The following is a 13,058-nucleotide window of genomic DNA, read 5'->3' as shown; positions in this document are numbered from 1 at the left end:
CAGGAGCGAACCATGCCGAAATCCACTCTGCTGGCCGGGCTTGCCGCTTCCCTGATGGCGCTTGCCCCAGCCCATGCCGGCAATGCCGGCGACAGCAAGGCGATGCTGACAGCGCAGGCAGGGCTTGCCGCCGAGCTCATCGACCGCACGCTGGCAAAGGAGGGTGTCGCCAATATCATCGTGTCGCCGGCAAGCCTTGCCGCCGCGCTCGGTGTCGCCAGCCTCGGCGCCTCCGATGAGGGTAAAGCGTCCATCGCCAAAAGCCTCGGCTTCGGCGCCGAGGTGAAGGGACCGGAGAAGGTACTCGACGCCATGACCGGGGAAAAGCCGGCAGCGGCCGATGCGCCCTTGGCGACGGCGGTCGCGATCGTCTTCGACGACAGGCTGGTGCTCGTCCCCGATGCGCTTCCCATGCTCGCCGGCCACCGGATCAAGCCTTCGATCGAGGATCTCGACGGGCCGAAATCGGTCGAGCACATCAACGGCTGGGTCAAGGACGCCACGCGGGGCGCCATTCCCAGTATCCTCGACGCGCCGCCCGGCGGTGGCTTCGTCAGCCTCGGCGCACTCTCCTTCAAGGCGCGCTGGAAGACGTCCTTCGACAGGGAAAGCCCGGCAAGCCCCTTTCAGCGGCCGGACGGCTCGACGGTCTCGGTGCCGATGATGCATCTTGCCGGCGACGGGCAAAAATTCCGCTCCGACGAGAAATTCTCCGCCGTCGACCTTGCCTACACAGGCGAGGGCTACAGCATGGTCGTGGTGACCGCGCGCTCCGGCAAGGGTCTCGGCGGCACGGACCTGAAGGTGCTCGCCTCCTGGCTGCAGGGCGAGAAATTCGAGGCCGCCAAGGGCGAAATCTTCCTACCCCGCTTTTCCCTGAACGACGGGCGTGATTTGATGCCGGTACTGACTGCGATGGGCGTGGCGCCCGAAAAGGCCAAGCATGCCAGTTTCCCGGGTTTCACCAGGGAAAACATCCGCTTGTCCCATGTCCTGCAGAAGACGATGATCAAGGTTGACGAAAACGGCACGGAGGCAGCGGCAGCGACGGCCGTCATCACGGAACGCAGCATCGACCCGAAGCTTGTTCGCGTCGTCGCCGATGCCCGTTTCGCCTTCGCGCTTCGCGATACGAGAAGCGGCCTGCTGCTCGCCGCAGGCCTGATTGGAGATCCGCTTCTGGCGGGCGAATAGAATTCGGTTTCATGAATGAATGCAGGGGGACACGTGCATGAGAAGTGATCTGATCGCCCGCTACACGATCGGCGAGCCGATCTATGAAAACGAGTTCGTCGTCTATCCCGCTCAGGACAAGCGGATGGATCATGCGGTCTTCATCGTCACGCCGGATGTGGCGCTGAAACTGGACAAGGCGCGTTTCGAACGGGTCTGGACCTCGATCAACGAGGCCAAATCGCTGACGGCACGGCGCTTCGTCGAAATCGAGGATCTCATTCCGCCATCGCCGGAAGACGACAATTTCTATATCGTCGAGAAACGGCCGTCGAAGACGCTGCACCAATATCTCGACGAAACGGAGATGGTGGCCTACGAACGCGCCGTCGAGATCGGCCGCCACATCCTCGAAGGCCTGGCGACGCTGCACGGCGCCGGTTACGCCCATAATGCGCTGACGGACCAATGCATCTATGTCTCCGAGGATTATTCCGGCCTGTCGGTGCGGATCGGCAACCTGCACCTGATCTCGAAGATCGGCGAGCACATCATTCCGCCCTATGTGCCGGAATTCGGCGCGCCGGAGATCTATGCCAGCGGCACCTTCTCCGCCTCGCCGGCGCTCGATATCTACGCCATGGGCATGATCGCCTACAAGCTCTTCCTGCCGCGGCAGACCTATGCCAGCGTTTTCGACAGCGTCATGGTCTGGGAAGACGAGCACCAGCGTGAGCAGAGCTGGAAGAACATCCATCTCGACCCTTCCAACATTTTTCCCCGATTGGATGTGCTGATCCCCGGTTTTCCCGAGGGGCTGGCAAGCCTGGTGGAGAGGATGCTGAGCCGCGACCCCGCCGCGCGACCGCGCACGGGCGCCGATGCGCTCGGCGAATTTGCCCGGGTGACCACAGGCATCCAGCCGATGTCGTGGGATCCGCGCGGCGGCATGCAGCAGCCGGAAGTGCCGAAGCCGAAAAAGTGGACGCTGGCCAAGCTCTCCATGATCGGAGCGCTGCTCTTGATCTGCATCGGCGTCGGCGTCGTCACCATCCCAAAACTGCTCGCCCCGGATCCGAAGCTCGTCGCCGATGTCGGCACCTGGAAGAAGGAGGCCGAAAGCCGCAAACAGAAGGCGATCGCCGCCAAGGCGCCGGAGCGTCCTTCCGGTGACCAGGCAAAGCTCGCCTATGACACGGGTGCTGCGGCGCTGACGTCTGCCGATGCGCTGCTGAAAGACGAGGATTACGAAAAGGCCCTTCCGGGCTATCAAACGGCAGCCATCAATCTCGGCAATGCACTGATCGCCATCTCGAAAGAGAATGCCGAGAAGGCGAAAGCGGCCGCTTCGGCCGCAGGCGGCGACAAGGCGCCGGCCTTTGCCGAGGCCGACGCCAAGATGAAGACCGCCGCCGAGGCCGCCACTGCTAAGCAGATGCATGCCGCGGTCGGCGCCTATGACGAGTCGAAAACCACGTTTGACGATCTCGCCAAGGCGCTCACCGCGCTGGCGGCGGCCGAAAAGGACGCCGCGGCCAAACGCGAAACCGTCAACCGCATCGGCGCCGGCGATAGCCCCGACGTCGCCAAGGCGAGCGGCCTGATGACCGATGCCAAGGCCAAGGCCGAGCAATGGCAGATGCCGGCCGCGACCTCAGCCTATGGCGACGCCGCCAAACTGTTCGACGCCGTCATCGCCGATGTCATGGCGGCGAAAGACGAGGCCACCGCGCTGAAACAGAAAGTCGCCGATCTCAACGCCTCGATCGCCACCCGCGCCGGTGCCGCCGAGCCGGCGCTTGCCGCTCTCGCCCCGAAGATCGGCGAGGCCGACCGCCGCTACACGGCGCAAGCCTATAAGCTGGCGCTCGCAGCCTACCAGCCGATCCTGGCAGATCTCGAGGCGCTGTCGGCGCGCGGCTTCTGCCCGGTTTCGCAGACCCTTGCCTTCGAGACCGTGCCGGCCGGAAGTTATTCGCTGGAGAATGTCCGGCTGATGACCTCCTCGATGAAGGAGCTCGGCGGCATGCTCGGCGTTGCCAATGGCGCGGTGAAGATCGACAAGTCCTTCTGCATGCAGACCAAGGCCGTCACCCGCGCCGAGATGGCGGAATATTACACCGCCAATTCCGATCCGGCCGCGGCTGAGGCCTATGCCGGCAATCCGCAGCAGCCGGCCGACGACGTGCCGCTTGCCGTCGCCCAGAACTACACCGCCTGGCTGTCGAAACAGCTGAACGCCCCCGTCCACCTGCCGTCGGCAACCGAATGGATGGCAAGTGCAACGAAGCTCCCCACGGAAAAACTGCCCGACAACGGCGACATCATCCTGCAATGGAGCGCCACACCCTGCGAAGCCGGCGGCAACGTCGCCTTCATGGCACAGGAAGGCTCCACCTTCGTCGTCTGCTCGGATGCGTCGGCGGGTGGGATATTCCGGGTTACGGCCGAATTGCGGTGAGGGGACGGAAGGGTGGGGCCGAGGCCGCGCCGATTCGACGCTTCGACATCAACGAAGCTCGACGCGGCGCAGCAGTTCAAGCAATCGAATATCGGTTGTCAGGAGAGGTTCAGCATCCTGAATGCGTTTGAGGACGCCTTCAGTGCCATACGGCCATGCTCGTACCTTATCCGGAAGAACCGCATACAGCAATTCCAGTGTCTTGCCTGGGTTTCCGTCGATCACCGACTTGTCCGACCTTTTCAGAATAGGGAGGAAGAGCTGATCGCCTTCAATTTTCGATACAAGGGGAAGGATCGTATCTACCACCTCCACGAAATCATCTCGCCTTGAAAACGCAAGCTCGCACAATCGGGCGGAGACCAAAGGTGATTTGACGCTCTTCTGTTTTGGCCAGACTTCCTTGAGAAAGGGTACCAACAATTTGGACCAATTTTGGTCGGGGTCGGGACCTGCTTTTGTCGCTTCTTCCGACCATCTTTCTAATTGCCAGATCACATGAGAACGCAGCTCGTCATCAGTAGATGTGAGTAAATCACGAAGTTCTTCGCTACCTACCAACCTGCTACCCGAAGAATCGAAACTGGCCCAACCGGCCATAAGCATTCCGGCGATGATCTCGTTATAATTTCGCCGGACACTCCTGCGTTCCGTCGCCCTTCTGAGAAGGTGTGGTTTAAGTTGAACGTACAAGTCGGTGTCTGGCACACGCGCAGCCCAAAAGAAGCCTGCCCACAAGGCATTTTGGTCAGAGACGTCACCTCCATCGAGCACGCTCAGAACATTAGCCCGAGTCCATTCCGGGTCGACGGCAAACAACCAGTTTGTTTGATGGCCGAAAATCACCAGGGCATGGCGACGGAGGTCTCCAGCGAGGTTGATCAAATCTGCGGAATGTTGCCGCCAAATTGCCGGGAGGCCTTGGTGCCACTCAAGCCCCTGTTTCCGTGGGTCGTCGAGTATTGCTTCAGCAATCCGTCCAACAGGCGAATTTATGGCTTCCATCGTCCAATCAGGTTCCTCATCCCCTCGCACAATGGAGGAACTCGCTTGCTCTGGAGCGAAAAGTAGAATTGAAATGAGGTATTCGAAAGTCTTATCGAATAAGGGAATGTCCGCAGCCGCCAGCTTTTCCGACACAGTCTCAAACCAGCTGGAAATCGGTCTTATTAGCTCTGACAGTGGCGCAATCGGGTAGCTTATCAATCGATTTGCGATCAAGCAGATCAGGGCTGGATTATCATTCTTGCGGGCTGAAGATTCCAGAAAACGTGACCACGCCCATACCGGAAAATCTCCTTTCTTCGCGGCATCCTTAAGAGCCGCCAACGATTTTAATGGGCGGCTCTTTGTTAGCCCAGCGAACGGGTCTTTTTCGATTAGAAAACTGCTTCTTCCCGAGGCATTTTTGGCTTCTTTAAGCAGTTCCGATGCAGGGACATCCTTTAAAACTTCGATATCAGTATCGGTGCGAACCGTACCAGATTGTCCCTCGCGCGAATCTGTAGCTGAGTTTGCCCAATCTGGCTCCCAACGAGGGGCCTTTAGGCGGATTTTCGCCACGTAACTGTCGGCATCGAAGGTAAGCCCGTTCGTGTTTGTGGCGATCCAGCGAACGCGTGTCGCAATCGCCGCATTTTTCCGCTCTTCATATTGTTGAGCTTGTTCCCGCTTCCATCGTTTTGGCCCTTGGACCAGTCTCCGCTCAACCTCCTTCCGTTGGTCAATGCCGAGGTCATTCCAACGAGATGCCAGGGACAAAAGCAGGTCGCGTTGATGATCGGGGAACCAGAAAGCTTCACGGCTGATTTTCTTAAAATGAGGAAGGAAATCTTGATCGGGCACAAGAATTTTATTCCCCAGCGCCCAGATGCGAAGTCTTGCAAAGACCGTCTTGTCATCAGTTGGCCACGCATCGATTTCGTGGCGACAAGAGTTTGGATAGGCTTCGATGAGGCCTGAAAGCATTGACACATATGAGAGTAAAAGGCGGCTCAAGCCTCTGGATCGCGCATAGCGATCTATCTCCGGATTGTCATCGGGAATAATTGGGCTGACGTGACTGAGTCCAAATCCGCCGATCTCGCTTTCAAGGTCGACCGCGATCTCTAAGTTACGCCTGCATTCCCGAAGAACATGGCTCTTGAGTTCCATTGGTACATCGTTGAACGCTGCGATGTCGGGATATTCGACGTCGACATGAACAAGATCGCGCAGGTGGAGACGCTTTCCAACGGGCGGTATTGGCGAACTTGAGTATGAAGGCTGCGCCGTGAAATACGGCCGAGCATAGGCAGACAACTGCCGAATTGCGGCTCGATCCCATCCCCTAGCTTTTTTCGCCTCTTGGAGTTCATAGGCAGCTCGTCTGCTTCGATGTGGATCGTGTTGCCAAGCTTCGAAAAGAAAGCTCCATGCCGTGCGAACATCATCATTGACAGGATCTTCCTGATCTTTGAGGCGCCAGCGAATTTCTTCTACTAGGAATGGGTGAAGACCGAGTTGTTTCGCAGCCCACCAAATAGCCGCCGGTGCATGTGATATCTTTCCGAACCAAACAGCGAGGATATCGAGCCGTGGTGGAAGTCGAATAGGAAGCGTTGAGAGCGGTCCCCTGAATGACGATGAGGTGCCACCACCGAGCGTAAGCCGATCTTCGGCGCTCGGCTCAAAAGCGCTCCATGCGGTTTTCGGCACATCACGCTTTGCGTGATAATTTCCTTGTTCGATTTTCTTCGGAACATCATCGGAATCTAATCCATACAAATCGAACGGATCGACGTAAAGATCGCTTCTCTTGAAGCCGTCTCCAATTGAACCTGGCTTTCCGTACCTGATGCACGGATCAAAGGAGCATAGCCATTCCGCTGGAAGAGATTGCACCGCGCCAAACCGGCGAATGCCCTCAGCCGTTCCGACGACGTGCGCAACCTGACCGCGCTCATGCGGCGCGAGTTTATCGGGACCTTTTCGCGCTTTTCGTAGAATAGCGTCATACCATCCATCGATGTCGTTGGCACGAGCCGCCCAAGCCTCTAGCGTGTCCCAAAGCGCCTTGTGGCTGTCGGTTGGATCATATGGGATCGCTCGAACGCCCTTATGCCTCCACCTCCTAATCGCTGCGTCCTCTGTGCCTGATTGAAAAGCGTAGACACCCTCTAGGTAGCCTCCATCTGAGTTGAGCGCCTCAAGGAGGTATTGCACCGGCGGATCGTCCGCCGTGTATCCAACGAAGACGACCACAAACCTTTTCAGAATCTCCTTGAAGAAATTCGCAGCCCAGCCGTCAGACAGATAAGCCTTTCCGAAACTCGCGCTTGAAAGCACAAAGCCATCGTTCTCTGCACCCCGATAATCAAGGGTTGCTCTTCCATGCAGGTAGACTATCCCGTTTATTGCCCCTTGCCGTGCTGGATCGGGCAAATTCGGGAAAAGCGTGGAGCCGACGGCCGCGCTGCAATCATTGAAAAGCCGGTCAAAATTTGTGGTGACGAGTTGGACGTTGCCGTTGGGAGCCGTTGCTAGATCAACAAGCATGCGATGGGCGCTCATATCCGCGCCATTCCCTGGCTTCAGTGATTTTGCAACAGCAGCTTCGATGTCCTTGCGATTGAAATCTTGCTCCAGCAAGCCGAACAGTTTGTCAGCGGATATGAGACCGGCGACTCCTGTCCTCTTTTCGATGTCACGAGCTTCCGCCAGAATACGATGAACAGGGCTTTGGGACGGCACCCCTAACTCGGTTATAACCGCCTCAGCCAAGCCGAAGAAATCCGGCAAGCCTGTTCTTGCTCTGGAAACTCCCGCTCCACAGAAGAATATCACGCGCCCATCGTCGCGAGCGACGAGAAGCTCGTCAGGTATGGCTGGACCTTCAGCAACGAATCGCAAGGACTAAATCTCCACGGCGCCGCGAAGATATTTGATCGAAGCAATCCCTCAAAATTCTATTTGTGGTGGTGGTGAGTTTTCCCCAATGCTTGCTTCTGAAATCCCGTGCTTGCGGCAGAGGTCGGCCGCCTTTCGCGCCAGCCTCCTGCTCCCTCAGCACACCGGTTCCAGCGAGCCGCTGGTCTCGCCTCCAATCCGTAAATCTCTGCTTCTTCATTCGTCCGTCCCTTAATAGGCCGGACTCTAATCCATTCTGGAGGAAATTCTCAGTGGCAGGTCAGTCCGCCAAGACGCAAACGCAGCGGCCAAGAAAAATAGAGTATCCTAGCCGCGGGCAAACGCCGCCAGCGTCTCTCCGGCCATCCGATAGCGGATCCATTCCTTCTGCGGCTCCGCGCCGATTGCCTCATAGACGCGGATCGAAGGTTCGTTCCAGTCGAGCACACTCCATTCAAAGCGGCCGCAGCCCTTCTCCAGCGCGATCTGTGCCAGGCGCCGCAGCAGCGCCTTGCCGGCCCCCGAGCCGCGCGCCTCCGGTGTTACGTAGAGATCTTCCAGATAAAGGCCGTTCTTCGCCTGCCAGGTCGAATAGCTGAAGAAATAGACCGCCATGCCGATCGCTTGGCCTTCGCGTTCGCTGATCAGCGCATGCGTGACCGAACCGTCGCCGAAGATCGCCGCACGCGTGCTCTCCTCGGTCGCCTCGACCTCGTGGATCGCCTTTTCATAGTCGGCCAATTCGCGGACAAATCGCAGGATCGTTGCCGCGTCTGAAGGCTTCGCGGGGCGTACTGTAAGGGTCATGTGAGAGGCTCCTGATCTGCGCTCCAGATGAAAGAACCGTCCCGGCCTGTCAACTGCATGAAGGGCAGAGTGCATCTCTAGGCCTGCAGTTTTGTTCCCTCACGGCTCCACGGCGGCTCCCACGATCGAGATTGCGATCAAGTCCCGAACGGCGTGAAGGTCCGCCAAGACGCAAGTGCAGCGGCCAACAACATCCGGAGCCGGCTGAACCAGATCCGGCACCATGATGGTCATCGCGCCCGCGCTTGATGCGGAGAGAACCCCATTTCGGGAGTCTTCCAGGGCAACGCATTCCGATATGGGCAGGTTGAGCCGCTCGGCGGCCAGCAGGTATGGCGCGGGATGCGGCTTTCCCGCCGTGTGATCGCCATAGGCAACAATGGTTTGGAACCGGCCTTGCAGCCCGGTTGCGGAAAGATGCGCCTCGACGGCTGTCCGATCCGATGAGGTGACGATGGCCGAAGGGATCCGCGCCGCTTCGAGAAAGGATAGAATTTCCGGCAAGCCTGCTTTCACTCGCAAATCCGTTTGCACCATCTGCGCGAAGAGTTCCGAAGCCTGCCTCCAGAGATCTTCCAGAGGGGCATCCTTGCCGAACCGGGCCAACAGGAGTTCGCGGACACTGGAAGCCGGCAAGCCAATGGTTTCAAGATAGGCCGACAGGGGCAATTCGAAACCCGCATTCCGTGGAGCCGTGATCGTCGCATCCCGGTACAGAGCTTCGGTATCGAACATCAAACCGTCCATGTCGAACAGGACGGCTTTGGGAGCACGGGGCAGGCGCTGCATTGATGGCTTTCGACAACGGGTATTCGCTTGAGTGTATCCTGTCTTGCCGTGACTGCACCACGAAAACACAAAGCGGATTGTCCGCTTCGGCCGACAACGGCCCCTGGCCGATCATCAATGACTGCGTCGCTGTGCTTTTGCCAGAGCTTCGTCGAGCCATCTGTCATGCACGATCATGCGGTCGCAGTTTGGATAGTAGCACCTCCTAAACTCATAGGTGAAGCGGCTCCGATCCATCCCTTCGAGCGACAGATTGGTTAGCGAATAAGCCCCGGCCAAGCATCCAAAGAGGCCGAGCAGAATTGCCGCGAAGGTGAAGTGACGTGTTGTGATCAATCGCACAGCTCCAAAGCCGCAAGCTTACAGGAAGGCTGTTTTTAGTTTCGTCACCAAAGTCGTTAAAATCACAAAATAATTCACCGCTCGATGTGATGTGCAGGGTCGCTTTGCCCCCCATTACGGTGAGCGATCTGAAGAGTGGAGACCAAAAAGGGGAGCGGTATGCCGATGACACGGGGCAGGATAATCTGTTGCGAACCCTATAATGCGTCTATCAGTGCAACACCTGTCGACGCAGCGCAGGGCGCTCCGACATAAGGCCATAGGCGCCCTTTTTTCTTGATTCCACAGCCTCGCGCTCAAGCCGTGCCCCTCGATAGTTTTCAATTCCAAATTTCAAAATACGCGCGTATATTGATTGCGGGGACTGTAGTACCCGTGCCTTGAGGGGTCGAGGACAATGTGCTGGAATACATCATCAGCATTTACGCCGGTCGGATTCGCTTTGCGAGGACCGGCATCTCGCAAGATCGTATGGACGCTGGGCGACGCGGCGCGTCTCCTGATCCACGACTGGCCTTGCGATGACGGCGAGGAATATGTGGCTGCCGTGAAAGCCTGCGTCGACGCATTGAGCGGGAAGATTGCCCCGGAACAATTCCGGGAAGCGCTTCTGCGTGCGGCCGATGAGGCGGGGATCGCCACTCTCTCGCTCGTGCCGCGAGGACTGGCAGAGCGGCGACCGGACTTGCCCCCGATGATGCGAACATAGGCCGTATTTCCAGGGGCTACCTGCCTATCGACGTCGGGTTTGCGCCAAGAAGCGGTCGTTAAGTTCGCTGGCCGAAAACGGGGATGTGCCGACCAGGCCCTGGCCTTACAGGGCCTATGGCGGCTATGCGCCCCAGAAGCGGTCATTGGGAAAGCCATTGCGCTCATACTCAGGCTTTGGTCGCCTCCGCTCTGGTCGTTGGCTTCAGCAGGATGATGAGAAGCAAGCCGGCGACGATGAGTGCCGCGCCTTCGAGATGATAGCGTTGCAGCTGTTCGCCGAGGAACAGGTAGGCGAGCATGGCGATAAAGATCGTCTGGATGTAAAGCAGCACGCCCGCCCGCGCCGCCCCCAGGGCCTCGATGCTGCGATTGAAGAGATAATACATCACCGCGCCGCCCGGGATCGCGACATAGCCGAGCGCGATAAGGCCGCTGGCATTCAGCGTCGAGCGCTCGTCGGAGACAAGCTCAGAGAGATAGAAGGGCAACGCCGTCAGCACCGCTGCACCGAGGAGCAGCACCAGCAGCGCAAGGCGATTGAGATCGAATTTCGCCCGGCGGAGCAGGACGGTATAGAGGCTGAAACAGAACGCGCCGGCGACGATCCACAACTCCCCGGGATTGAGGTCGAGACGCAAGAGCGCAGCCGGGCTGCCCTTGACGATGATGACCACGATCCCGAGAAAGGCGAGGATCGATCCGATCACCTGCCAGCGTCCCATCGGCTCAGCCAGGATGAAACGGGCAAGGATCATGGTGATGATCGGGATCAGGGCGATGATGATGCCGGCGGTCGTGGCATCGGCATGTTCGAGGCCGACAAAAATCAGGCCCTGGCAGACGCCAAGCCCCACACCGCCGATGGCGAGCAGCTCGAGGCCGCGAGCCCGCACAAGCGCGACCATGGCGCCGAAATGCCGGTACACGATCGGCATCAGGATCGCCCAGGCGATCAGCACGCGCCAGAAGCAAAGCGCCCAGGGCGGCATCTCCGAAGAGACCCATTTCGCGGCGATATAGACGCCGGCCGACAGCAGCCAGCAGAAAACCCCCACGGAATAGGCAGCCGTAAGCGAACCGCCCGCCGCCTGTTCCGTCCCGACCGTGTCGCGATGGACCGCCAAGACATGTATCGCCATGGCCCAGTTATGCCACAATTCCCCAGCGCTGCACAGATGAAGGCGGCGGCACTTCGCCTATTGGGCGAGGACGACCTCCCATGTCGGCGGGCCGGCGACGATTAAAACGCAGCATGTCCCGATGAAGAGGCTCTGGCTGCTTGGGACCGGTCGCCGACGAGCCTCGGCCGCTTTGCGCCAGTTGCGGTGGTTCCGCTCTTATGAAGTGAGCGGGAGACCAAGCATCCGCTTCGGCCGCAACACCTTTCAAGCGCGAGCACGCAGCTCGCGACGTCATGGTATCGACGTGCGCAATTGGGGATCGACCGCCGAGACACATCCAGCAGCAGCAGAGAGTATTGGGATTTGTGCTTGCACTGTTTGTCGGATAGTCGCAAAGCCGTATCATTGCGCCAGGATGGCCTACAGACCACATCTTCTTCTCAAAACTAGGAAAACGAAAGTCTCTCTATGCCTCCTCAGCTTTCCCTCCCGCGTGACCGAATTTCCGTGCTTCTGCTTGAAGGCATCAGCCAGAGCGCCGTGGACTATTTTTCGTCTTGCGGATACACCAATCTCGTGCATCTGCCGAAAGCGCTTGATGACAGGGATCTCAAAAGCCATATCGCTGATGCGCATATCATCGGCATTCGTTCCCGAACGCAACTGACAGAAGACATTTTCGAATCTGCCAAGAAGCTGATCGCGGTCGGCTGTTTTTCCGTGGGCACGAACCAGGTCGATCTGGAAGCGGCACGCCGCCGCGGGATACCGGTGTTTAACGCGCCTTATTCGAACACCCGCTCGGTGGCCGAACTTGTGATCGGCGAGATCATCATGCTGACGCGGCAAATCTTCCCACGCTCGGCGTCGGCGCACCAGGGCGGATGGGAGAAATCCGCTGTCGGCAGCCGAGAAGTCCGCGGAAAAACCCTCGGCATCGTCGGCTACGGCAATATCGGCTCGCAACTGAGTGCTCTTGCGGAAAGCATGGGCATGGTGGTGCGCTATTTCGATCTCTCCGATAGGCTGCGCCGCGGCAATTCGGAATCGATGGCTTCGCTCGGCGAGCTTCTGGAAATCTCGGATTATGTGACGATGCACGTTCCGGAAACGCCATCGACGCACAATATGATCACCGAAACCGAACTGCGCCGTATGAAGAAAGGCGCGATCTTCATCAACAATTCCCGCGGCACGGTGGTCGATCTCGACGCGCTTGCGAAAGTCTTGAAAGAGGGCCATCTGGCAGGTGCTGCGGTTGATGTGTTTCCCAGGGAGCCGGCATCGAACAAAGAGCGTTTCGAAACGCCGCTGCAGGGCTTGAGCAATGTCATTTTGACGCCGCATATCGGAGGCTCGACAGAAGAGGCCCAGGAGCGCATCGGCGGAGAAGTCTCCAGAAAGCTGGTCGAATATTCCGACATCGGCTCGACGATAGGCGCCGTTAACTTTCCGCAGGTCCAGCTGCCTGAACGCCCGACCGGTACACGCTTCATCCATGTTCACCAAAACCGCCCCGGCATGCTCATCCAGTTGAACGAGGTCTTCTCGTCGCGTGGGCTAAATATCGTCGCCGAATTCCTACAGACCCATGGCGATACGGGTTATGTGGTTATCGAAGTCGAGGACGTGTCCCGTGCAGCCGACGATATCAGTCAGGCACTGCGCGAGATCCCGGGAACGATCAGAACGCGTTTGGTCTATTGACGCATCAAGCAAATGGTCCATCGCCATTGAGACTGGCAGAATGAAACACGCAATGTCCC

Annotated in this window: 9 protein-coding genes; 4 read left to right on the top strand and 5 right to left on the bottom strand. The window is 58.5% G+C overall.

The annotated features are described in order from the left end of the window. The first annotated feature begins 12 nt into the window (after nt 1–12). Both QMO82_RS32575 and QMO82_RS32570 read left to right on the top strand, forming a co-directional pair. Entirely contained in the window at nt 13–1,194 is a 1,182-nt protein-coding gene (locus QMO82_RS32575) for a serpin family protein (protein ID WP_183608796.1), read from the top strand. Nucleotides 1,195–1,231: 37 nt separating this feature from the next. Beyond that, nucleotides 1,232–3,634 (top strand): serine/threonine protein kinase, encoded by a 2,403-nt coding sequence (locus tag QMO82_RS32570; RefSeq protein WP_183608795.1) that lies wholly within the window; start codon nt 1,232–1,234, stop codon nt 3,632–3,634. A gap of 48 nt (nt 3,635–3,682) precedes the next feature. Here the strand turns inward: QMO82_RS32570 and QMO82_RS32565 are convergent, their stop codons facing one another. The 4 genes from QMO82_RS32565 to QMO82_RS32550 all read right to left on the bottom strand — a co-directional run bounded on the left by QMO82_RS32565 (nt 3,683) and on the right by QMO82_RS32550 (nt 9,454). Continuing rightward, nucleotides 3,683–7,414, bottom strand: a complete 3,732-nt coding sequence (locus QMO82_RS32565) for an SIR2 family protein (protein ID WP_183608794.1) — start codon at nt 7,412–7,414, stop codon at nt 3,683–3,685. 435 nt (nt 7,415–7,849) lie between these two features. Beyond that, nucleotides 7,850–8,329, bottom strand: coding sequence for a GNAT family N-acetyltransferase (locus QMO82_RS32560; RefSeq protein ID WP_183608793.1), 480 nt, complete (start codon nt 8,327–8,329; stop codon nt 7,850–7,852). Nucleotides 8,330–8,428: 99 nt separating this feature from the next. After that, nucleotides 8,429–9,118, bottom strand: a complete 690-nt coding sequence (locus QMO82_RS32555) for an HAD family phosphatase (protein ID WP_183608792.1) — start codon at nt 9,116–9,118, stop codon at nt 8,429–8,431. Between the two features lie 114 nt (nt 9,119–9,232). Continuing rightward, entirely contained in the window at nt 9,233–9,454 is a 222-nt protein-coding gene (locus tag QMO82_RS32550) for a hypothetical protein (RefSeq protein WP_183608791.1), read from the bottom strand. Nucleotides 9,455–9,857: 403 nt separating this feature from the next. Between QMO82_RS32550 and QMO82_RS32545 the strand changes: the two genes are divergently transcribed. Beyond that, nucleotides 9,858–10,169, top strand: coding sequence for a DUF982 domain-containing protein (locus tag QMO82_RS32545; RefSeq protein ID WP_183608790.1), 312 nt, complete (start codon nt 9,858–9,860; stop codon nt 10,167–10,169). A 169-nt stretch (nt 10,170–10,338) separates the two neighbouring features. On the opposite strand, the gene QMO82_RS32540 is transcribed toward QMO82_RS32545, so the two are convergent. Continuing rightward, nucleotides 10,339–11,310, bottom strand: coding sequence for a DMT family transporter (locus tag QMO82_RS32540; protein ID WP_183608789.1), 972 nt, complete (start codon nt 11,308–11,310; stop codon nt 10,339–10,341). Between the two features lie 450 nt (nt 11,311–11,760). Here QMO82_RS32540 and serA point away from each other — a divergent pair, with 450 nt between their 5' ends. Next, complete coding sequence (serA, locus tag QMO82_RS32535) at nt 11,761–12,999, top strand: phosphoglycerate dehydrogenase (protein WP_183608788.1); 1,239 nt, start codon at nt 11,761–11,763, stop codon at nt 12,997–12,999. Nucleotides 13,000–13,058 lie beyond the last annotated feature (59 nt).

Source organism: Rhizobium sp. BT04 (genome assembly GCF_030053135.1).
Taxonomy (GTDB): domain Bacteria; phylum Pseudomonadota; class Alphaproteobacteria; order Rhizobiales; family Rhizobiaceae; genus Rhizobium; species Rhizobium binxianense.
The sequence above is the reverse complement of the archived record's forward strand: the minus strand, read 5'-3'. Positions and strand labels throughout refer to the sequence as shown.